Source organism: Massilia sp. HP4 (assembly GCF_005222695.1).
Taxonomy (GTDB): Bacteria; Pseudomonadota; Gammaproteobacteria; order Burkholderiales; family Burkholderiaceae_D; genus Telluria.
Genome location: NZ_STGG01000011.1, coordinates 19815 through 41523, shown reverse-complemented (window position 1 = coordinate 41523; position 21709 = coordinate 19815). Strand labels below are relative to the sequence as shown.

At 66.9% G+C, this 21709-nt stretch carries 20 protein-coding genes, 1 tRNA gene and 1 pseudogene; 10 read left to right on the top strand and 12 right to left on the bottom strand.

Annotation, left to right across the window (positions count from 1 at the left end; all coding sequences use genetic code 11):
* Nucleotide 1: 1 nt before the first annotated feature.
* The 6 genes and pseudogenes from E8M83_RS04060 to E8M83_RS04035 form a co-directional block, all read right to left on the bottom strand.
* Nucleotides 2–973 (bottom strand): aliphatic sulfonate ABC transporter substrate-binding protein, encoded by a 972-nt coding sequence (locus E8M83_RS04060; RefSeq protein ID WP_137172113.1) that lies wholly within the window; start codon nucleotides 971–973, stop codon nucleotides 2–4.
* A 20-nt stretch (nucleotides 974–993) separates the two neighbouring features.
* A complete protein-coding gene (locus tag E8M83_RS04055; protein ID WP_137172112.1) occupies nucleotides 994–2385 on the bottom strand; it encodes an LLM class flavin-dependent oxidoreductase in 1392 nt (463 codons plus the stop codon).
* A pseudogene (locus tag E8M83_RS04050) lies at nucleotides 2385–3229 on the bottom strand (MetQ/NlpA family ABC transporter substrate-binding protein). Before E8M83_RS04050 ends, E8M83_RS04055 begins: the two are co-directional and overlap by 1 nt.
* Nucleotides 3230–3257: 28 nt before the next feature.
* Nucleotides 3258–3932 (bottom strand): methionine ABC transporter permease, encoded by a 675-nt coding sequence (locus tag E8M83_RS04045; RefSeq protein ID WP_137172111.1) that lies wholly within the window; start codon nucleotides 3930–3932, stop codon nucleotides 3258–3260.
* Nucleotides 3925–4725, bottom strand: coding sequence for a methionine ABC transporter ATP-binding protein (locus E8M83_RS04040; protein WP_137172110.1), 801 nt, complete (start codon nucleotides 4723–4725; stop codon nucleotides 3925–3927). The genes E8M83_RS04045 and E8M83_RS04040 overlap by 8 nt, the downstream gene beginning before the upstream one ends.
* 10 nt (nucleotides 4726–4735) lie before the next feature.
* Nucleotides 4736–5962, bottom strand: coding sequence for an acyl-CoA dehydrogenase family protein (locus E8M83_RS04035; protein ID WP_137172109.1), 1227 nt, complete (start codon nucleotides 5960–5962; stop codon nucleotides 4736–4738).
* Between the two features lie 192 nt (nucleotides 5963–6154).
* Here E8M83_RS04035 and ssuE point away from each other — a divergent pair, with 192 nt between their 5' ends.
* The 3 genes from ssuE to E8M83_RS04020 are packed head-to-tail and all read left to right on the top strand — an operon-like array spanning nucleotide 6155 to nucleotide 8617.
* The gene (gene ssuE / locus E8M83_RS04030) at nucleotides 6155–6706 is read left to right on the top strand and encodes an NADPH-dependent FMN reductase (protein ID WP_137172108.1); all 552 of its coding nucleotides are present in this window, start codon (nucleotides 6155–6157) and stop codon (nucleotides 6704–6706) included.
* Between the two features lie 20 nt (nucleotides 6707–6726).
* On the top strand, nucleotides 6727–7878 hold the full coding sequence (gene ssuD / locus E8M83_RS04025; protein ID WP_137172107.1) for an FMNH2-dependent alkanesulfonate monooxygenase: 1152 nt from the start codon (nucleotides 6727–6729) through the stop codon (nucleotides 7876–7878).
* Between the two features lie 43 nt (nucleotides 7879–7921).
* On the top strand, nucleotides 7922–8617 hold the full coding sequence (locus E8M83_RS04020) for an alpha/beta fold hydrolase (protein WP_170976688.1): 696 nt from the start codon (nucleotides 7922–7924) through the stop codon (nucleotides 8615–8617).
* Here E8M83_RS04020 and uvsE read toward each other — a convergent pair whose 3' ends face one another.
* Both uvsE and E8M83_RS04010 read right to left on the bottom strand, forming a co-directional pair.
* The gene (gene uvsE / locus E8M83_RS04015) at nucleotides 8618–9520 is read right to left on the bottom strand and encodes a UV DNA damage repair endonuclease UvsE (protein ID WP_137172106.1); all 903 of its coding nucleotides are present in this window, start codon (nucleotides 9518–9520) and stop codon (nucleotides 8618–8620) included.
* Between the two features lie 156 nt (nucleotides 9521–9676).
* Nucleotides 9677–10537, bottom strand: a complete 861-nt coding sequence (locus E8M83_RS04010; protein ID WP_229491413.1) for a CAP domain-containing protein — start codon at nucleotides 10535–10537, stop codon at nucleotides 9677–9679.
* Nucleotides 10538–10780: 243 nt separating this feature from the next.
* Here E8M83_RS04010 and E8M83_RS26440 point away from each other — a divergent pair, with 243 nt between their 5' ends.
* The gene (locus E8M83_RS26440) at nucleotides 10781–12232 is read left to right on the top strand and encodes a DUF4214 domain-containing protein (protein ID WP_137172104.1); all 1452 of its coding nucleotides are present in this window, start codon (nucleotides 10781–10783) and stop codon (nucleotides 12230–12232) included.
* A 19-nt stretch (nucleotides 12233–12251) separates the two neighbouring features.
* Here E8M83_RS26440 and E8M83_RS04000 read toward each other — a convergent pair whose 3' ends face one another.
* Together E8M83_RS04000 and E8M83_RS03995 are read right to left on the bottom strand one after the other, a co-directional pair.
* Nucleotides 12252–12842, bottom strand: a complete 591-nt coding sequence (locus E8M83_RS04000) for a lipocalin family protein (RefSeq protein ID WP_137172103.1) — start codon at nucleotides 12840–12842, stop codon at nucleotides 12252–12254.
* Between the two features lie 86 nt (nucleotides 12843–12928).
* Nucleotides 12929–14797, bottom strand: a complete 1869-nt coding sequence (locus E8M83_RS03995; protein ID WP_137172102.1) for a tetratricopeptide repeat protein — start codon at nucleotides 14795–14797, stop codon at nucleotides 12929–12931.
* A 184-nt stretch (nucleotides 14798–14981) separates the two neighbouring features.
* Between E8M83_RS03995 and E8M83_RS03990 the strand changes: the two genes are divergently transcribed.
* On the top strand, nucleotides 14982–15857 hold the full coding sequence (locus tag E8M83_RS03990) for a class I SAM-dependent methyltransferase (protein WP_137172101.1): 876 nt from the start codon (nucleotides 14982–14984) through the stop codon (nucleotides 15855–15857).
* Nucleotides 15858–15993: 136 nt separating this feature from the next.
* Here E8M83_RS03990 and E8M83_RS03985 read toward each other — a convergent pair whose 3' ends face one another.
* Nucleotides 15994–16338 carry a zinc ribbon domain-containing protein YjdM gene (locus E8M83_RS03985; protein ID WP_137172100.1) on the bottom strand — a complete coding sequence of 115 codons (345 nt, stop codon included), beginning with the start codon at nucleotides 16336–16338 and terminating at the stop codon, nucleotides 15994–15996.
* A gap of 52 nt (nucleotides 16339–16390) precedes the next feature.
* A tRNA-Phe gene (locus E8M83_RS03980) sits at nucleotides 16391–16466 on the bottom strand.
* 142 nt (nucleotides 16467–16608) lie between these two features.
* Between E8M83_RS03980 and E8M83_RS03975 the strand changes: the two genes are divergently transcribed.
* From E8M83_RS03975 to E8M83_RS03955, 5 genes are all read left to right on the top strand, one after another.
* Nucleotides 16609–17853 (top strand): FAD-dependent monooxygenase, encoded by a 1245-nt coding sequence (locus E8M83_RS03975; protein WP_137172099.1) that lies wholly within the window; start codon nucleotides 16609–16611, stop codon nucleotides 17851–17853.
* 11 nt (nucleotides 17854–17864) lie between these two features.
* Entirely contained in the window at nucleotides 17865–18599 is a 735-nt protein-coding gene (locus E8M83_RS03970; protein ID WP_137172098.1) for a DsbC family protein, read from the top strand.
* Between the two features lie 29 nt (nucleotides 18600–18628).
* On the top strand, nucleotides 18629–19090 hold the full coding sequence (locus E8M83_RS03965) for a (2Fe-2S)-binding protein (RefSeq protein ID WP_137172097.1): 462 nt from the start codon (nucleotides 18629–18631) through the stop codon (nucleotides 19088–19090).
* A gap of 4 nt (nucleotides 19091–19094) precedes the next feature.
* Nucleotides 19095–19679, top strand: coding sequence for an NTP transferase domain-containing protein (locus tag E8M83_RS03960; RefSeq protein WP_137172096.1), 585 nt, complete (start codon nucleotides 19095–19097; stop codon nucleotides 19677–19679).
* A gap of 178 nt (nucleotides 19680–19857) precedes the next feature.
* A complete protein-coding gene (locus E8M83_RS03955; protein WP_137172095.1) occupies nucleotides 19858–21684 on the top strand; it encodes a M61 family metallopeptidase in 1827 nt (608 codons plus the stop codon).
* Nucleotides 21685–21709: the final 25 nt, after the last annotated feature.

Below are 21709 nucleotides of genomic sequence, written 5' to 3'. Positions count from 1 at the left end.
CTCAGGCCCGCGTCAACTGGCGCGCGAAACTGGTGTCGACCAGGCCGGCGATCGCCTTGTCCAGGTCGGTGCCGGGGCGTACCAGCGCCTCGTCGCGCAGGATCGGCGCCGCCAGCTGCAGCGCGCGCAGGTGCTCGGCGGTCGGCTGGGCATTGCTGAAGTCCGAGCGCAGCTTGACTTGCAGCAGCGCGACCGGCAGCGGCACCTTGGCTTCCGTCGACAGGATCCTGGCCGCCTCGGATGGGTTGGCGCGGGTCCAGGCGCGCGCGCGTTCATAGGCCTTGATCACGCGCGCGGTCTCGTTGGCGCGCGTGGCCAAAAAGTCTTCGCGCACGTTCAGGAAGCCGTAGGTATTGAAGCCGACGTTCCGGTACAGCAGGCGCGCGCCGCCATCGAGTTCGGCCGCCGCCATATGCGGATCGAGGCCGGCCCAGGCATCCACCCGGCCCTGTTCCAGCGCCGCGCGGCCGTCCGCATGCTGCAGGCTGACATGCTCGATGTCGCTGCGCTTGAGGCCCACGGTTTGCAGGGCGCGCAGCAGGAACAGGTACGGATCGGTGCCCTTGGTCGCGGCGATCTTCTTGCCTTTCAGGTCGGCCAGGCTGCGGATCGGCGAGTTCCTGGGCACCACCAGCGCAGTCCACTCGGGCCGCGAGAACAGATAGGGCGTGCGGATCGGATTGCCGTTGGCCTTCGCCAGCAGCGCGGCCAGGCCGGCGCTCGAGCCGATGTCGATGCTGTTCGCGTTCAGGTATTCCAGCGCGCGGTTGCTGCCGGCGCTGAACACCCATTTGATGCGGGTGCCGTCGGCCTTGAATTCTTCTTCGAGCCAGCCGAAGTGGCGCAGCACCAGGCTGGTAGGCGAGTAGTGGGCATAGTCGAGGCGCAGCTCGGGCAAGGGAGCGGCGCGCGCGGGCAGGGCGGCCAGCGCCGCGCCGCTGGCGGCCAGTTGCAACAGGCTTCTTCGTTTCATGGTGGTCCTTTGGTAGTGAATCAGGCTGCCTGGATATCGGGCAGAGGGGATGCGATCTCGACCTGGCTGCCCGGATGGCCTGGCGCCAGGCGCGGACCCTGGCCCAGCAGCTGCGCGCGCAGGGTGCCGCCGCCGGGCGTGGCCTCGTAGCGGCCGCGCCGCGCCAGTTCGGGCACGACGTGTTCGACCACCAGGCCCATGTCTTCGAGCGGCAAGGCGAAAGCGAGGTTGAAGCCATCGGCGCCGGTAGCGTCGATCCAGGATTCGAGCTGGTCGGCCACGTGGCGCGCATCGCCGACAATGATCGGGCCGCGGCCGCCCAGGCCGATGAACTCGGCCGCTTCGCGCACGGTCCAATCGCGGCCCGGATCGGCGGCGCTGAGCGAGGCGAGGGCCGAGCGGCCAGCGTCGGTGTCGATGTAGTCGATGGTGTCGTCCAGGTGGTGGCGCGCGAAGTCGACCCCGGTCCAGCCGGACAGCAGGACCAGCGCCGCCTCGGTGTCGATATGGCGCCGGTATTCCTCGAGCCGCGCCTGTGCGTCTGCCGCGGTTGCGCCGGTGACGATCAGTGCCTGGGCATACACCAGCAGCGTATCCGGATCGCGGCCTTCGGCGCGCGCTGCGGCGCGCACGGCGTCGACGCCGTGTTTCACCACCTGCTTGCTCGGGCCGCTGATGAAGGTGGCTTCGGCATGGCGGGCGGCGAAGCGGGCGCCGCGCGGGGAGGCGCCGGCCTGGTACAGGAAGGGCGTGCGCTGTGGCGACGGTTCGCTCAGGTGAAAGCCCGGCACCTCGTAGTAGCGGCCTTGGTGCCGGATCGGGTGCACGCGCGCAGGATCGGTGTACACGCCTTGGTCCTTGTCGCGCCGGACCGCGCCGTCTTCCCAGCTGCGCTCCCACAGTTTATAGACCACTTCCATGTACTCGTCGGCCAGGTCGTAGCGCTCGTCGTGGCCCAGCTGGCGCGAGAGACCCAGGTTGCGCGCGGCGCTGTCGAGGTAGCCGGTGACGATATTCCAGCCGATCCGGCCGCCGCTCAGGTGGTCGAGCGTCGAGATGCGGCGCGCGAAGGTATACGGATGTTCATAGGTCAGGGCGGCGGTGACGCCGATGCCCAGGCGCGTGGTGGCATGGGCGATCAGCGGCACCAGGGCCAGCGGATCGTTCAGCGGCACCTGCACGCCGTGGCGCAGCGCGGCCTCGGGGCCTTTGCGGTAGACGTCGTACACGCCCAGCACGTCGGCCAGGAAAATGGCGTCGAAGCCGCCGCGCTCCAGCAGCTGCGCCAGCTCGACCCAGTAGCCGGGTGTCAGGTAGCGCGCGCCGTCGCTGCGCGGATGGCGCCACAGCCCCGGCGACTGGTGGCTGGGGGTGTTCATCTGGAAGGCGTTGAAGCGGATGCGGCGCGCCATCACCTGGCTCCGGCGGCCGGCGACTGCAGCGCCAGTTGATAGTCGGTCTTGGCGTAGTCGGCGAAATGCTTGTTGGTGACGTCGAGGAAGGCGCGTGACTTGTAGGCGGCCGCCAGGTCGCGCGCGAACGGCTTGTCGCGGTCGGCGCTCCGTACCGCCACCAGGTTGGCATAGGCCGGCGAGATCTTTTCGGTGCGCAGTGCGTCGCGCAATTTGAGGCCCGAGGCCAGCGCGTAGTTACCGTTGACGAAAGCGTAGTCGGCGTCCTGCAGGGAGCGCGGCAGCTGGGCCGCTTCCAGCGGCAGCAGCTTGATGCCTTTCAGGTTGGCGGCCACGTCGCGCTCCGAGGCGCGGATCGGGTCGGCGCCCGGGCGCAGCTTGATCCATCCGAGTCCGTCGAGCATGACCAGCGCGCGCGCCTGGTTGGTCGGGTCGTTCGGCAGCGCCACGGTGCTGCCGTTCTTGACGGCGTCGAGGCTCTGGTGGCGGCGGCTGTAGATCGCGATCGGCGCGGTCGGCACTTTCACCAGTTCGGCCAGCGCCAGCTTGTGCTGGGCCGCGAAGCGGTTCAGGTAAGTCACGTGCTGGAACACATTGGCGTCGAGCGCACCTTCGGCCAGCGCGAAATTGGGCTGGATATAGTCGTTGAACTCGACGATGCGCACCCTGTAACCCTGTTTTCGAGGATCGGCTTGATGCCGAGCCTGACCTGGTCGGCATACGGTCCGGCGCTGGTGCCGATCACGATATCCTTCGGGTCCTTCGCCTGCGCATCGGTCATGACGGCGAGGGCGATGGCCAGGGCCAGCGGGCTGGCGAGCAAAAGGCGGCGGGACAGGCTCATGCGATGGTTCCTTTGTAGTTGGGTCGGCTCAGCGCTTGTCCAGGCGGCGCGCGATGCGTCCGCCGCCGAACTGGATCAGCTGCACCATGGCGATCAGGATCGCGACCGTGATCACCATGACGTCGGTCTCGAAGCGGTAGTAGCCGTAGCGGATGGCCAGGTCGCCGATGCCGCCGCCACCGACCACGCCGGCCACCGCCGAGTAAGAAAGAAAGCTGATGGCCAGCACGGTCAGCGCCAGCACCAGGCCCGATCTTGCCTCGAGCAGCAGCACCCGGGTGACGATCTGCAGGCGGGTGGCGCCCATTGCCTCGGCGGCTTCGATCACGCCGCGCGGCACGTCGTGCAACTGCTGCTCGACCAGGCGTGCAAAGTACGGGATAGCAGCGCAGGACAGCGGTACGCTAGCGGCCAGCGGGCCGATCGAGGTGCCGGCGACGATGCGCGTAAACGGCACCAGCGCCACCATCAGGATGATGAAGGGGAAGGAGCGCACGGTGTTCACCAGCCAGCCCAGCACCTGGCCGATGCTGCGGCCCACGCCGAGGCCACGGCGCGGCTCGCCGGAACTGTTCAGGAACAGGGCCACGCCGAGCGGGCCGCCGACCAGCACCGCGGCCGACAGGCCGATGCCGAGCATGAGCAGGGTTTCGCCGAAGGCGCGCCACAGCTCGGGCGCGACGAGCAGGAGGTTTTCAGGCATGCAGTTCTCCCGGTGGGATGTCGACCTGCGCTTCGGCGGCGTGGTAGGCCAGCTCGCGGCCGAGCGAGGTCTTGCGTGGCGCGCTGTGATCCGTCAGGTCGAACAGTTCGGCGATGCGGCCATCCTCGACCACGGCCGCGCGCTGGCACAGGCTGCCCAGCGCTTGCAGCTCGTGGCTGACGATGACGATCGTCACGCCGAGATGCGCGTTGATGTCGCGCAGCGTATCGAGCACGCTGCGCGTGGTGTCCGGATCGAGGGCCGACGTCGGCTCGTCGCACAGCAGCACGGTGGGGTAGCTGGCCAGGGCGCGGGCGATCGCCACCCGCTGTTTCTGGCCGCCCGACAGGCGCGCCGGATAACTGCCGGCCTTGTCGAGCAAGCCCACCAGTTCGAGGCATTCGGTCACGCGCGCCTTCAGGCGCGGCGCGTTCATGACGCCGTGGATGCGCAGCGGGAACGCCACGTTTTCGAATACGGTGGCGTTGGCGAGCAGGTTGAAGTGCTGGTAGATCATGCCGATGCGGCGGCGCGCCTCGCGCAATTCGCGCGCGCTGAGCGCGGTCAGTTCCTGGCCGGCGACGGCGATGCTGCCGCTGTCGGGCTTTTCCAGCAGGTTCATCAAGCGCAGCAAGGTCGACTTGCCGGCGCCGCTACGGCCGACCAGGCCGAAGATCTCGCCCGGCAGGATGTCGAGCGAGACGTCGCGCAGGGCGTCGAAGCGGCGGCCTTCGGGCAGCGGAAAGGCCTTGCTGGCGCGCGCGATGCGGATGACGGGAGCGGAGGTCGTCATGGCGGGCTCGTTACGAGTAGGGCGTCGGAACGGGTACGCGGCCGCTGAGCGCATAGCGCCCGAGGTCGCGCAGCTTGTAGTCGACCGGGTCGTGCAGGGTGTGCACGCGGGCGTTGCGCCAGAATCGGTCGAAGCCGAAGCGGCTGGAGGTGGCGCGCGCGCCCAGCAGTTCGAACATCTGGCTGCTGATCTCGATCGCGGCGCGGTGCGCCAGCACCTTGGCCTCGGCCACGGCGACCGCCACTTCACCGCGCTCGCGCGCCGTCACGGCGTCTCCCTTGCGGATGGCGGCGTCGAGCTGGCGCGCCGCATCGTCGGCCAGCAGCACGGCCGGACGCACGGCCAGCCACAGCTGGCCGTAGCGGTGCTGGGTGAAAGGATCGTCGATCGCATCGTCCACGCCGGATGCGAACCAGGGCCGGGCCTGCTCGAGCGTGTAGTCGCGCGCGGCCTCGAAGGCGCCCTGTGCGATGCCCAGGTACAGATTGGTCATGATCAGCTGCGCAACCTGCGAGCGCAAGGTGGAGCGCGCGGTCGCGGCCTGGCCGGGCGCCTGCAGCACCAGCGCGGTCGGCAGGTAGACCTTCTCAAAATGAACGTTGCCGCTGTCGGTCTGGCGCTGGCCGAAGGCGTCCCAGTCGGCTTCCACGTGCACGCCGGCCTGCTCGGTCGGCACCACGGCGATCAGGGCGGCGTCGGCATCCCGGTCTGCTCCTGATACCCAGGCCGATACCGTCAGCCAGTCCGAGCCCACCGAACCCGACGAAAAACTCTTGACGCCATCGAGGATGTAGCCGGCCGGCGAGGCGGTGGCGCGGGTGCGCTTGTCGAGCGGGTTCAGCGCATTCCCCCAGAACAGCTTCTGGCGCACGGTGGCGGTGAGCAGGCTGCGCTGCTGCAGCTCGGTGCCATACAGCTGGATGCCGGCCAGTTGCAGGTGGTGGAAGCCGAACAGGTGGGCCAGCGCGCTGTCGCTTCTTGCCAGGATGCGCACCGCGGCCATGACGGTCGTCCAGTCGGCGCCCTGGCCGCCGAACTCGGCCGGAATCGAGAGCGTGAGCAGGCCCGAGGCGCGGATCAGTTCACGTTCGTGTTTCGGGTGACCGCCGGCGCGGTCGCGTTCGATGGCGGTGGCGGCCAGGCGCTCGCCGAGATCGGCCGCCAGGGCCAGCGGATCGGTTAGGGCCGCCGTGGTGGTGTCGTCTTGTGGACGCAGTTGTTGCAGGATGGAAGACATGGGACACGATGCCGATGTTGAGTGAGTCGCCATCTTGCGCCCACGGCCGGTGCGGCGTGAACGAAGAAATCCGGCCATGAATATGCGCGAAAGGTTAAAACGGCAAACGCATATCGATGAGCGAAACGATTCGTTGGGATCGTCGTGGGCGCGCCGTACGCTATGACGATCGTTATCAGGATCGGAATTCCCATGAGCGTCATCTTGCTGGGCGGTAGCCCGTCGTCGCAGTCGTCCTGCAGCCGCCTGCTGCAGCACGTCGGAGAAAAACTCGCCGTCCACGGCTGGCGCACGACGCGCCTCGAGGTGCGCGAACTGCCTGGCCCGGCCCTGCTGCGCATGGATGCCAGCGACCCGGAACTGGCGCGCGCGCTGGCGCTGGTGGCCCAGGCCGATGCGCTGGTGGTGGCCACGCCGATCTACAAGGCGGCCTACACCGGCATGCTCAAGCTGTTCCTCGACATGCTTCCGCAAGATGGCCTGCGCGGCAAGGTCGTGCTGCCGCTGGCGACCGGCGGCAGCCAGTCGCACCTGCTGGCGCTCGACTATGCGCTGCGGCCGGTGCTGGCCTCGATGTCGGCGCGCGCCATCCTGTCGAGCATCTATGCGACGTCCGAGCAGGTCGCCTGGGACAGCGAACGCGGCACGCGCCTGGCGGCGCCGATCGCCGAGCGCGTCGCCGAGGGCGTCGAGCAGCTCGACGCCGAACTCCACGCGCGCGTGCAGACCGCCGTCGCCGCGTGACCCACCACCAAGGAATCGCCGTGTCTTCTCCCAACATCTTCTGGTTCATCCCTACTCATGGCGACAGCCGTTACCTCGGCACCACCAAGGGTGCGCGCGCGGTCGATGCCGACTACCTGAAACAGGTGGCAGTTGCCGCCGATACCCTCGGCTACGACGGCGTGCTGCTGCCGACCGGGCGTTCCTGCGAGGATGCCTGGATCGTCGCATCGAGCCTCATCAACGCCACCACCAAACTGAAATTCCTGGTCGCGATCCGTCCCGGCCTGTCGACGCCGGGGCTGGCGGTGCGCATGGCCTCGACCTTCGACCGCCTGTCGAACGGGCGCCTGCTGATCAACGTCGTCACCGGCGGCGACCAGGGCGAGCTCGAAGCCGACGGCCTGTTCGCCGATCACAGCAAGCGCTACGAGATCTCGAGCGAATTCTTCAAGGTCTGGCGTGCCAGCATGGCGGGCGAGGGCGGCGCGGCGGGCTATGACTTCGAGGGCAAGCATATCCAGGTCAAGGGCGCCAAGACCTTGTATCCGCCGGTGCAGAAGCCATATCCGCCGCTGTACTTCGGCGGTTCGTCCGAGCCGGCGCATGAGCTGGCGGCCGAGCAGATGGACGTCTACCTGACCTGGGGCGAACCGCCGGCGGCGGTTGCCGGGAAGCTGGCCGATATCCGCGCGCGCGCCGCGAAACATGGCCGCACCCTGCAGTTCGGCATCCGCCTGCATGTGATCGTGCGCGAAACCAATGAAGAAGCCTGGCGCGCGGCCGATGAATTGATCAGCCATCTGGATGACGACACCATTGCCAAGGCGCAGGCCGCGTTCGCAAAGATGGACTCGGTCGGCCAGCGCCGCATGGCGGCGCTGCATGGCGGCCGGCGCGACCAGCTGGAGGTGTCGCCCAACCTGTGGGCCGGCGTCGGCCTGGTGCGCGGCGGCGCGGGGACGGCGCTGGTGGGCGACCCCGAGACGGTGGCGGCGCGCCTGCGCGAATACGCCGACCTTGGCATCGAGACCTTCATCCTGTCGGGTTATCCGCATCTGGAGGAATCGTACCGCTTCGCCGAACTGGTGTTTCCGCTGCTGGGCAAGGGCAAGGACCAGGGCGAGCAGTCGATCACCGGGCCGTTCGGCGAGATGATGGCCAGCGACATCCTGCCGAAGAAGGCGGCCTGACTGGGGGCCCACATCCCGCGCCGCGCTTTGCTATGATGGCGCGATGACTATCCTGCTGGTTCCTGGCTATATGCTCGATGCGACGCTATGGGACGATATGCGCGAGCGGCTGGCCCCATTCGGCCCGCTGGCGCATGCCGACCTGCGTCACGATTCCACCATCGAAGACCTGGCGCGCCGCGCACTGGCCGAGGCGCCGCCGTCCTTCATCCTGATTGGCTTTTCGATGGGCGGCTATGTCGCGCGCGAGATGCTGCGCCAGGCGCCCGAACGGGTGCGCGCGCTGGTGCTGATCGCCACCTCGACCCGGCCAGATTCCGACACCGTCCGGCTGCGCAAGCGCACGGTGGCCAGGGCGGCGCCGTCGGTCTCGTTTGCGGGCCTGAGCCGTACCGCGATCGCCAGTTCGCTGCATCCGCGCGAGGTGAATAACGAGGCGCTGGTCGAGCGCGTGCGCATGATGGGCGTGCGCCTGGGCGGCGAAGCCTTCCGCAACCAGTCGATGGTCGAGCGGCCCGGCGACCTGCACCTGCTGGGCGATATCCGCTGCCCGACCCTGGTGGTCGCGGCGGGCCACGACGGCTTGCGCAGCCTGGAAGAGGTGCAGGAGATGCACGCGGGGATCGCGGACGCGCAGTTCGCGTTGATCGAGGACAGCGGGCACATGATTCCGCTGGAGGCGCCGCAGCAGCTGTGCGATGTGATCGTGCCGTGGCTGGAGAAGTTGCAACAGGCTTGATCAGGCCGGCGCAAACCGTGTACACCAGCCATCCAGCCCGAGGATCGCTTCTTCCTTGAGCTTGGCCTCGATCTCGATATAGGGCGCAGCAAGATAGGACGAGGGCATGGTCGCGATCAGGTCCGAATGCTGGCGGTCATTAAAGCCTTCGCGGCCGTTCGAGATGTGCACCAACTGGTGACTCGGGTCGGGCCAGGTGGCGCGCGCCCTGGCGACCATCCCGGCCACGCTGGGGTGCTCGTAGCTGTCCAGCTTTTCGTGGACGATGTGGTGGTGGGCGTCGAATACCATCGGCACGCCGGCGCGCACGCATACGGCGTGGATCTCGTCGGCGCTGTAGGCGTATTCGTCGTTCTCCAGGCCGATGCGACAGCGGATCGCTTCCGGCAGTTCGGCGATGCGGGCGACGAGCTTGTCTTCGCGGTCGGCTTTGCCGCCGTGGATTTCCAGCAGGGCCCACGGCGAGCGCGGCTGGTCCAGCAAGTCCATGATGTCGGCGTGCATCTGCAGGATCTTGACGCTATTGGCCACCACGTCGTCTGAATCGGAACTGAGTACCACGAACTGGTCGGGGTGCATCACCAGGCGGATGCCGCGCTCGATCGCGCGCCGGCCCGAGCGGCCCAGGGTTTCCTTGAACTGCTGCAGGATGTCCAGCCCGAACGGCGTGTCGGAAAACGGGAAGATCGACGAGGGCATGCGGTAGAGGGCGATGCCTTCGCGCTCGCAGTAGCGCAGGGCGTTGTCGAGGGTCTGGATATTGTCGCGGTAGATGTCTTCCAGCAAGCGGCGCTGGCCGTCCTCGCCATGCTCGAGCAGGCGCTTGCGCGTGAGCGCGCGGTAGCGCACGTCTTTCGAGACGGTGATGCAGACGAGGCCGAGCCGTGGTTGGGACTGGGTCATGTGGTCGAGGCCGGCGCAGTGGGGCACGGACGGGAGGTTGATGTTGAAAGGAAGTCTATCCGAAGCAGCTTATGCGGGAGGCACGGCACGGTAGGCAAGACGGGACGAACACGGGGCAAGCACGGCGCCTACCCCTGTGCCGGGTTCTGACCCTCCTTAGCGCGGTGTGCCGAACACCTGGGTCCAGTAGATGATGCCGGTCTGCCGCTGTGGAGTGACGCCATAGGCGGCGCCCATCTCGGTGAAGTCGCGGTTCATGATGTTGGCGCAGTGGCCCGGGCTGTCGAGCCAGCCTTCCACCGCTTCGCGCGGCGAACGCTGGCCGAAAGCGATGTTTTCGCCAACCCGGCGCCAGCTGTAGCCTGCGCGTAGGGCGCGCTCGGCGGCCTGGCTGCCATCGCCAGCGCGGTGGCTGAAGTAGCGGCGCGTGGCCATGTCGCGGCTATGGGCCAGCGCGGCGTCGCCCAGCGCCGGGTTCCAGCGCAGGGGCGGCGCCGCCGGGAATTGCCGGTCGCCGCAGGAGCGGACGCTTGCGCGCGCCTGGTTGACTTGATCCAGGATCGTGCGGCCGGCCTCGCGCCAGTCGGGATAGGTGATCGACGGCAGCGGCGGGGCCGGGCGCGCCAACACGACGGTCCAGGTCGTGCCCTCGCGATAGCTGCCGACTGCCGAGAACCGATCGCTCAGCAACACCTTGCAGTATTTCTGCGCCAGCACGGTCATGGCCGACTGGGCATCCTCGGGTCCGGTGACGTAGATGGCCTGCGCTTGCTCGACGGCATAGCCGGCGCGCTCCAGGGCCGATTCGATGAAGGTGCCGGCCCCGATGCGCAGCTGCGCCAGGGCCGCTTGCGGCACGAGCGCGGGGGCGGGCGTGACGGGGCTGCCGTCGCAGATGCCGGGGGCGCCGCGGTAGGCGTTGACCAGCGTTGCCAGTGGATCGGCTGCGGACACGGGTTGGGCCAGCGCGGCTGGCGCCCACTGTACACCGAAGGCAATGGCCACGCCGGCCAGCATTGGTCTTGTCCTGCAAACATGAGGGAATCGGGTCGTGAAAGGCATCGTTGGTTCAAGAGGCGTTGCAGCGGGCAGCGGCTTTGATGCAGCGGATATGGGGGCAAAAAGGCCTATCTCCATACGCAATACCCTGTCAGCATATTTTTCCGACGGATTGGCATGGATGTCGCTGATATTGCTATGATGCAATTAATATTGCGCGTCTTGCCGTGTGGGTGAGCTCGCCCACCATGAGGAGTAGTGATGAGTTTGTGGACCGTTTCCATCGCCGATACCAGATACTTGCTTGACCAGCCCACCCACGACCTGATCGACAAGAATGTCCAGTACGTCATGGCCTATCTGGACCAGTTCATCGACTGGAAGGGCACGCTCGATGTCAGGGTCAATATCAAGACCAACGCCGAGCTCAAGAGTGAGTTGGGCTGGACGCAGGACGGCATCATTCCTGCCACCGAGATGTCGTACTTTTCCCAGGACGGCGCGACGACCAAGAGCAATCTGATCGAGATGACCACCGGGAAGGACCTGAACGGCAGCGAGCCGGACGCCGGCTTTACCATCTATCTCGGCGCCGATGGCACGATGCGCAATTACGGCGCCCCGGTCTGGCTGGATCCCAACCCCGAGTTTCTCAAGTCACCGCAGATCCCACCAGGCGCGCATGACTTCATTTCGATCGCCCTGCACGAAGTATTGCATACGATCGCTTTCGACCAGGCCAATATCCCTTTCAGCACCCTCGGCAGCAAGGTCGTGTTGCGTGACGGCGTGTACTACTTCGAGGGAGAGGCGACCATGGCGTTGCTGGGACGGCCACTGGCGTTCGATGAAGTCGGCCACATCATCAGCAAGTTGACACCCCAGTACACGTATGGCGGCATGATCGGCGATATTGGCAACTACGAGCAGAACCGCTGGGACATTGGCCGGATCGAACTGGCAGTGATGCAAGACCTCGGGATCGACGTCACGCTGCCGGTGAAAGGCCTGCCGTACACCGACCTGGACGACAAGAGGCCGAATGTCGACGGCACCGGAGGTGACGACGTGCTGTACGGTGACTTCAAGGCGAACATCATCACTGGCGGCGCCGGCAATGACGTGCTCGAAGGCGGCGGCGGCAACGACATCCTGAATGGCGGCATTGGCCTGGATACCGCATTGTATGCGGGCACGGCAGGCGGCTATGAGGTCAGGCTGCTTGGCAAGCACACGACCGTGGCCGACAGGGTGGGGACCGAAGGCATCGATACGCTGGAAGGCATCGAGCGCATTCATTTCTCTGACAGTGCGCTTGCTTTCGATGTCGACGGCAGTGCAGGCAAGGCCTTCCGCATCTTCCAGGCAGCCTTCGACCGTGCGCCGGACCTGACCGGTCTTGGATTCTGGATCGACCGGATGGATGGCGGCATGTCGCTGCAAGACGTGGCGGCGGGCTTCATCCGAAGCGATGAATTCACCGGAAAATATGGCGCCCTGGGTGCCGACGCCTTCGTTACCGCCCTGTATGGCAATGTGCTGGACCGCCAGCCGGACCAGGAAGGCCTGGATTTCTGGACGAAGCTGCTGGCCGGCGGCGACGACCTGGCGGCGCGCGCCACTGTGCTTGCGAATTTTAGCGAGAGCAAGGAAAACGTCGGGAATCTTGCGGAACTGATCGCTAACGGGATTACCTTCATCCCCTACGGCTAGTCCTGTTCGACGAACCTACCTAGTTTGTCGATTGAGGCTGCTGCATGCGCGTCTGTGATGTGCGCTCCAGCCTGGAGACATCCAGTCCCTGGGCCGTCAGGCGTGTGAGCAGGGCGTCATACTCGGCCGGTTCGACTTGCGGCGTGCGCGACAGGATCCACAGGTATTCACGCTTGGGCTCGCTCACGGCGGACAGCTGGTATTTGTCGTCGAGATCGATCACCCAGTAGTCTCCCCATACCATCGGGATGAAGGACAGGATGGCTGGTGCGAAGCGCACCTTGAGCTTGGGCGAGGTCGCGCCGCCGAGCTGGCGCGCAACGCCTTCGGCCACCTCGGATTTGCCGTCGGCAGTGCGGCAGCGGTTGACGACCTGCACCCGTCCATCCTGGCCCAGGTTGTAGGTCGCGGTTGTGTCACCGACGCATTTTTTCTGGAAATCGTTGGGGAATTTTGCGATCTCGTACCAGATGCCCATATAGCGTGGCACCACGAGCGATTCGATCGGCTGCAGCGGCCGGGCGGCATCCGCTGCCAGCGCCGGGACGGCGCACAGGCCGGACAGGAACAGGACGGCGCATGACGCAAAGAACGAAGGCTTGGCGTTCATCGGAACCTCTTGTCAATATGTGGGTTCCTAGCATAAATGACAATGGGTTTGCTGTGTCGCATGAATTGCATGCGGCTAGTGTTTTCCTACAGTGCTGACAGCGCCGGCCCATCCGGCTTGCCGAGCCAGGTGGTGGCGAACTGTTTTTGCGCGGCAGCGAGCGCGGCTTCGTCACCGCGCTTGCGGTACACCTCCATCAAGCCGCGCAGCGCCCAGCCATTGCTCGGGGTGCGGGCCAGCGAATCCCGGAACACTTTTTCGGCCGCGTCGGGTTGTCCGCTACGCAAGAGCGCTACGCCGAGCGACTGGCGCACCGGGTAGTACCAGTAGGGCGGTTCCATATAGGGCAGGCCATCCTGCACCGCGATCGCATTGCGGTAGGCGCCGATCGCCCGCGGCAGGTCGCCCTGCGCATCGGCTACCCGGGCTTGCGCCACCGAGCGGGCGGTCTGGACGATCTCGCGTCCCGGAATATTCCAGTCGTTCACCGCCTTGAAGTCGCCGGTCTTCTCGATCTTGTCGAGCGCGGCGATATCGCGCGCGGCCGCACCGACATCGCCCTTGCGCGCATGGCCGACGGCGCGCGCGTAATGCCACATAGCCTGCACGAGGACGAATTCGGGGCCGGGATCGGGCAGGGCGAGCAGGGTGTCGGGATCGCTGAACTGGACGTGGGCGAAGTAGGGCGCCGACTTGACCGGCTGCAGCGCGCCGATGGCCTTGAGCAGGTCGGGCGTGATGACCTTGTCGAGCTTGCCTGCGGCTTCGAGTGCGGTAGGACCGTCGCCGCCCATCAGGGCCGACACCATGACGAAGTGGATGTTGTGCGGGTAATAGGCGCCCCGATACACGGGATCGCTGGCCGCGTCGGCAAAGTAGCGCTCGTCGATGGCGACTGCCTGCACGTTCGAGCGCAGCGCTTCGCGGTACATGCCCAGGCGATAATAGATGTGCGAGGGCATGTGCACGATGTGGCCGGCGCCCGGGATCTGCTGCGCCAGCACGCGCGCGGCGGGTAGCGCCTTCTCGGGCCGGGTCGAGGCTTCCATCGCATGGATGTAGTAGTGGGCCGCCCCGGCATGGGTCGGGTTGCGCGCCAATACTTTTTCTAGCGCAGCGACCAGCTCGGCAGTGCGGTTCTTGGGCTGGGCGCCGCCGGCCGCCCAATAATCCCAGGGCGACAGGTCCATCAGCGATTCGGCGAACAGCACCTGGATGGTGTCGTGGCCGGGGAAGTCGCGCGCGGCCTCGGCCATGGCGTCGGCATAGGCCTTGTCGAGCGCGGCCCGGTCGGCGCCGGGATCGGCGCTGTAGCGGCGCGCCACGGCGCGGATCACGGCCTGTTCTTCGGGCCGGGTGCGCGGCGCCAGGCGGCTGGCCTCGGCCGCGGCTGCCACCGCCGGCGCGATGGCCTCGGGGAACATGGGGGCATTGATGTTCGGGCCCAGCACCAGCGCTTCGCCCCAGTAGCACATGGCGCAGTCGGGGTCGGCGTCTTGCGCGGCGCGGTAGGCGCGCGCCGCCTCGGCATGGTTGAAGGAAAAAGTGAGGCGGATGCCCTGGTCGAAATAGGCCTGGGCGCGCTTGCTGGTGGTGGTAATTGGTACGTGCAGCTTGCCCAGGTCTTTGTAGAGGGGCGGCGGGGCGGCCTTGCCAGGCTTGGCGCCGGATCGGTCTCCCGTTCTGGCGCGCGACTGCTGGCCCGGCGAGAACGGGCGGGTCTCGGTCTGGGCCTGCACCAGATGGGCCAGGACGGGCGGCGCACCCGCGCCCGCCGGCGCACAAACGGTGCCGCCAGCGCGGGCAAACAGCGGGTCGAAACCAGTATCGGTCGTGCCGCGCCCGGACCAAAACGAGGCCTTGGCGGCGAGCGCAAGCGCGCCGATAATGAAGATGGCAAGAACGATGAATGCGGCGATGGCGGCGATGCCACGTGGAACTAGACGCTGTTGCATGACTTTCCCCCCCCTTGGGCGACGCGGTGTGCGGTGTCTGCCTGGTTATTGGAGTCGAATCGTCCGGCCGATTTCCCGTTGAAGGATTGAGAAAGCACAAGGTTCGGCGCCGAACAACCGGGGGGCGACGCCTGTCATATCGAGAATACCATTTCAGGCGCACTTTCGCCGAAGGAGATTCATCATGACCCAGCCAGCCCAGCCCTCACCGTCGCCCCAGGCGAATCCCAACGCTCCCGGCCCCGACCTCGCCGCGATCAAGCAGCGCCAGCAGGCCACCTGGGCCAGCGGCGACTTCGCCGTCGTCGGCGTCACCCTGCAAATCGTCGGCGAACTGCTGGCCGAAGCCACCGACGTGCGCGCCGGCGAGCGCGTCATCGACGTCGCCGCCGGCAACGGCAATGCGACGCTGGCCGCGGCGCGCCGCTTCGCCCGCGTCACTTCCACCGACTACGTGCCGGCGCTGCTCGAGAAAGGCCGGGCGCGCGCCGCCGCCGAAGGCCTGGCGGTCGACTTCCGCGAAGCCGACGCCGAGGCGCTGCCATTCCCGGACGCCAGCTTCGACGTGGCCCTGTCCACCTTCGGGATCATGTTCGCGCCCGACCAGGCGCGCGCCGCCGCCGAGATGCGGCGCGTGGTGCGGCCGGGCGGCCGCATCGGCATGGCGAACTGGACGCCCGAAGGCTTCATCGGCCAGTTGTTCAAGGCCGTGGGCAAGCACATACCGCCGCCGGCCGGGCTGGCGTCGCCGCTATTGTGGGGAAATGAAGACCATGTGCGCCAGCTGTTCGGCGCCGACGGGCTCCAGGCACGTATCACGCGCAAGATGTTCAACTTCCGCTACGCATCGCCCACGCACTGGGTGCATGTGTTCCGCGATTACTACGGGCCGCTGAACCGTGCCTTCGCCGCCCTTGCCCCGACAGCGGCAGATGCGCTCGAACAAGACCTGCTGGCGCTGATCGACCGTTTCAATACGGCCGGGCCCGATTCGATGGTGGCGCCGGCCGAATACCTCGAGATCGTGCTCACCCGCGAGGAGGCAGGCGTGTTGCATTAGTCGGCAGGCGTGTTGCACCAGGCGGCAAGCGCGCCGCGCTGGGCGAGGGCGCGCGTGCGCGGTGGCAGGCGCCGCGGGAAGGCGCGGCATGCGGCAAGACTGGCGGCGAATGCGCAGGAATCGCGCGCGAAGGTGTTTACACCTTGCGCACGAACTCCGTCTTCAGGCTCATGGCGCCAAAGCCGTCGATCTTGCAGTCGATGTCGTGGTCGGCATCGACCAGGCGGATATTCTTGACCTTGGTGCCTTGCTTGATCACGCCGCCCGACCCCTTCGGTTTCAGGTCCTTGATCACGGTGACGGTGTCGCCATCCTGGAGGATGTTGCCAGAAGCATCTTTGTAGACGCGTGGGCCGTCGGCAGCGGCAGCGGCAGCCTGGACCGGCCATTCATGGGCGCATTCCGGGCAGACATACTGGCCGGTACCGTCTTCGTAGGTATAGGCCGATTGGCATTGGGGGCAGGGCGGGAGAGTGTGCATGGCGGGCCTCGGAATGCAAAAACGCCACCCAAAGGTGGCGTTTTCTGAATCTTGGTGGCCCGGGGCGGAATCGAACCACCGACACAAGGATTTTCAATCCTCTGCTCTACCAACTGAGCTACCAGGCCAAGAGAGGCATGATTATAGCCAGCGATTTTCAGTTGCGCAAGTACTTGTTGGCGTGGGGTGGATGGCGCGCCCACCGCGCCCGGTGGACCGCCCAGCCTTCCACCCGACGTGCGGCATTGGCATATCGCTATAATGAACGCCATGACCACGCCCACGACCTCCACTACCCGGACCGATGTTTGCATCGTCGGCAATGGCGCCATCGCCAAGACCACCGCCCTCGGCTTTGCCCAGGCCGGGCATAGCGTGACCCTGCTGGCGCCGCCCGCGCGTCCCGGGGCCGAGGCGCAGGCGTCGTCGGCGTCCACCGCCTCGGCCGCCGAGCGACCGTGGGATGTGCGGGTGTATGCGCTCAACCATACTGCCCACGACCTGCTGGCCTCGCTCAAGGTCTGGGGCGCCCTCGACCTGGCGCGCGTCGCCGCGGTCGATGCGATGGACGTGCGCGGCGACGGCCAGGACGGCGGCAGCCTCGGCTTCGACGCCTTCGGCGCCCGGGTCGGCACCCTGGCCTGGATCGTCGAAGACCACAACCTCAATGGGGCGCTGGATGCCGCGCTCAAGTTTGCCCACAATGTGCAGCGCATCGAGGGCCGCGCCTGCGAACTCGCCTGCAGCGCCGAGGGCGCCGCGCTGCGCCTGGAAGACGGCCGCCGCATCGAATGCGCGCTGCTGGTCGGCGCCGACGGCCGCGAATCCTGGGTGCGCGGACAATGCGATATCGGCGTCGATTACCGGATGTACCACCAGCGCGCCATCGTCACCAATTTCGCCTGCGACAAGCCGCACCATGGCGTGGCCCACCAGTGGTTCACCTGCGCGGACGGCATCATCGCCCTGCTGCCGCTGCCGGGCAACCGCGTCTCGCTGGTGTGGTCGGCGCCCGAGACCCTGGCCGACACCCTGATGGACGAATCGCTGGGCGAGCTCGCGATCCGGCTCGGCGAATATGCCGACGCCAAGCTGGGCGCCCTGCGTCCCCTGCAACCCGAGGCCGTGGCGGCGGTGCCGCTGGCGCTGGTCAAGCCGCATGCGATCGTGGCGCCGCGGGTGGCGCTGGTAGGCGACGCCGCCCACGCCGTGCATCCGCTGGCCGGCCATGGCATGAACCTGGGTTTTGGCGACGTGGTCGACCTGCTCGCCACGGTGCGCGAGCGCGAGGAACGGCGCGCCATCGGCGACGAACGGGTGCTGGCGCGCTATGCCCGCAAGCGCAAGGAAGACGTGCTCATGATGCAACTGGCAACCGATGGCCTGGAGCGCCTGTTCGGGGCCAATCTGGAGCCCGTACGCGTGATCCGCAATATCGGACTCAACTTGCTTGATAAAATGCCCGCAGTGAAGCGGCGCCTGATGGCGCACGCGATGGGCAAGTCATCAATCTGAGGAAATCAAGCATGGTCAAAATGAAGCTCGCCGTCCTGCTGGCGACAGCGCTGCTCGCGTCGTGCGTCGACGCGCAGAACACGGTCGAAGCAGGTATCAAGAAGGCGCTCGAGCCGCACCTGGGCGGCGCCAAGATCGAGTCGGTCAAGGAGACCCCGTATGGCGGCCTGTATGAGGTGCGGGTCGCGGGCGACATCCTGTACACCGACAAGAAGGGCGAGTTCCTGGTGATCGGCCAGGTGTATGACGTCAAGAGTTCGCGCAACCTGACCCGCGAACGCATCGACGACATCAACAAGATCAAGTTCAGCGACTTGCCGCTCGAGATGGCGCTCAAGCAGGTCAAGGGCAACGGCAAGCGCGTGATCGCGGTATTCGAGGACCCGAACTGCGGCTACTGCAAGCGCCTGCGCCAGACCACGCTCAAGGACATCGACAACGTCACCGTCTATACCTTCCTGTACAACATCCTGTCCGAGGATTCGTTCACCAAGTCGAAGAACATCTGGTGCGCGCCCAACCGCAACAAGGCCTGGGATGACTGGATGATCAACGGCAAAGTGCCGCCGGCGGCGCCCGCAGCCTGCGAGTCGCCGAACGACAAGGTCCTGGCGCTCGGCCAGAAGCTGCGCATCACCGGCACGCCGGCGATCTTCTTTGCCGACGGCACCCGCATCCCGGGCGCGATCGACCTCAAGTCGCTCGAAGCCAAGTTCGATTCGCTGGAAGGCAAGGCGGCGAAATAACCGATCGCCGCATTCGGCCGGGGACCTGCATGCTTACATTGAACATCAACGGAAGAGACTTGCAGGTCGAGGCCGATCCCGCCACGCCGGTGCTGTGGGCGCTGCGCGACCACCTGAACCTGACCGGCACCAAGTTCGGCTGCGGCGCGGCCCTGTGCGGCGCCTGCACCGTGCACCTGGACGGCGACCCGATCCGCTCCTGCATCACCCCCATCTCGGCCGTCGCCGGCCGACGCATCGCCACCATCGAGGCAATGGCGGCCGACCCGGTCGGCAAGGCGGTCCAGGATGCCTGGGTGCGCCACGACGTGCCGCAATGCGGCTACTGCCAGGGCGGCCAGGTGATGAGCGCCGTCGCGCTGCTGCGCACCAACCGGCGTCCGCAGGACGCCGACATCGACAATGCCATGAGCGGCAACCTGTGCCGCTGCGGCACCTACCAGCGGATCCGCGCGGCCATCAAGGATGCCGCCGCGACCCTCGAGGCGTGAACCCATGGCCCTGACCGGCATCCTCCTGGCCGCGGGGCGCGGCCGCCGCTTCGACCCGGCCGGCCAACATAACAAGCTGCTGCAGCGCCTGCCGGGCGGCGAGCTGGTGGTCGCCGCCAGCGCGGGCAAGCTGCTGGCCGTGTTCGCGCGCGTGGTGGCAGTGGTGCCGCCGGAGGACGGCGGGGTAGGGGAAGTATTGCGCCGACTCGGCTGCGAAGTGACGGTGTGTCTTGAAGCCGACAGCGGCATGGGCCTGTCGCTGGCCCACGCGATCCGCCATTCCCTGGGCGGCCAGCCGCCCGGCCATGGCTGGCTGGTGGCGCTGGGCGACATGCCCTTCGTCGATCCATCCACCCTGCATGCGCTGGCTGGTGCGATCGACGACGGCGCCGCCATCGGCGCGCCGACGTTCGACGGCCGGCGCGGCAATCCGGTCGCTTTCGGTGCCCAGCACCGCGACGACCTGCTGGCGCTGGACGGCGACCAGGGCGCGCGGCGCCTGCTGGCCAGCAGCCCGGTCACCACGATCGCCGTGAACGACCCCGGCATCCTGCGCGACATCGATTCCCCGTCCGACCTGCCGGTATAGGCCGCAAGCCGTGGTTCACAGCCACGGTTCACAGCCACGGTTCACAGCCACGGTTCACAGCCACGGTTCACAGCCACGGTTCACAGCCACGGTTATCACGCCTGGCGCGCGTTTTGCTTCGCCCGATGGATTACACTATGTCCATTCGGCGCGTCCCGAGAGACCATTCAAGAAGATCATGAAAAAGCCATCGCAGAAAAAGCAGAACGCCATCCATTACACCATCGTCCCCAAGGACCTGGCCGCTCACCTGTTCAACGTCACCGTCACGGTTGCCAATCCCGATCCCGACGGCCAGGTGTTCGCACTGCCCGCGTGGATCCCGGGCAGCTACATGATCCGCGAGTTCGCGCGCAATATCGTGCGCATCCGGGCCGACAGCGGCGAAGAAGGCCGCGCGGTCGCGCTCACCAAGCTCGATAAACACTCCTGGCGCGCCGCGCCGACCGGCGCCCCGCTGACCCTGCACTACGAGATCTACGCCTGGGACCTGTCGGTGCGCGCGGCCCACCTCGACCAGACCCACGGCTTCTTCAACGGCACCAGCGTGTTCCTGCGCGTGGTGGGACAAGAGTCGCTCGCCCACCAGGTCGATATCCAGCGCCCCGCCGATCCGGCCGCAAGGGTCTGGCGCGTGGCCACCGCGATGCCGGAGGCAGGCGCCAGGCGCTACGGCTTCGGCACCTATGCTTGCGCCAACTACGACGAGTTGATCGACCATCCGGTCGAGATGGGCGACTTCGAGCTGGCCACCTTCAAGGCCCACGGCATTCCGCACGATATCGTGATCACCGGCCGTGTGCCCAACCTCGACATGGCGCGCCTGCAGGCCGACCTGAAGGCGATCTGCGAGACCCAGATCGCGTTCTTCGAACCGAGAACGAAACGCGCGCCGGTCGAGCGCTACGTGTTCATGACCATGGCCGTGGGCGACGGCTATGGCGGCCTCGAACACCGCGCCTCGACCGCCCTGATCTGCGCGCGCGCCGACCTGCCCAGCCTTGCCACTCCCAAGGCGGCCGAGCCGGGCGAAGGCTATCTGCGTTTCCTGGGCCTGTGCAGCCACGAGTATTTCCACACCTGGAACGTCAAGCGCATCAAGCCGGCCGTGTTCGCCCCCTATGACCTGCAGGCCGAGAACTACACGCCGCTCCTGTGGCTGTTCGAAGGCTTCACCAGCTATTACGACGACCTGATGCTGGTGCGTGCCGGGATCATCGGCGAAGCCACCTATCTCAAGCTGCAGGCCAAGACCATCGGCGGCGTGCTGCGCGGCGGCGGACGCCTCAAGCAGAGCGTGGCCGATTCGAGCTTCGACGCCTGGAGCAAGTACTACCGCCAGGACGAGAACTCGCCGAATGCGATCGTCAGCTACTACACCAAGGGTTCGCTGATCGCGCTGGCCTTCGACCTGACCATCCGCGCCAGGACCAATGGGGCGAAGTCGCTGGACGACATCATGCTGGCGCTGTGGGAGCGCTATGGGCGCGATTTCTACAACGGCGCGGGCCGCGGCGTGACGGAGCACGAAGTCGAAGCGCTGTTCGACGAGGTCAGCGGACTCAAGCTCAAGAGTCTGTTCGAGCGCCATGTGCGCGGCACCGATGACCTGCCGCTGGCCAAGCTGTATGCGCCGCTGGGCGTGAAGCTGGTCGACGAGCGCAAGGGCGGCAAGGCCTCGCTGGACGCCGGCATCGGCCGCGACCCGCTCGGCGCCAAGCTGACCCAGGTGCACGAGGGTGGCGCCGCCCACCTGGCCGGCCTGTCGGCGCTCGACGTCGTGATCGCGATCGACGGCCTGCGCGTGAATGGCGTTCCGTCGAACGTCGACGCCCTGCTGGCGCGCTACCGCGTCGGCGACCGCGTGACCGTGCACGCCTTCCGCCGCGACGAACTGATGGCCTTCGACGTCACCCTGCAGGGCGACCGCGTGCCCGGCATCACCCTGTCGCAGGCCGTGGCCGGGCGCAAGTCGGCGGCGATCAAGCGCCCGAGCGCGGTGTAATCCCAAGACATCCCACAACGATAGA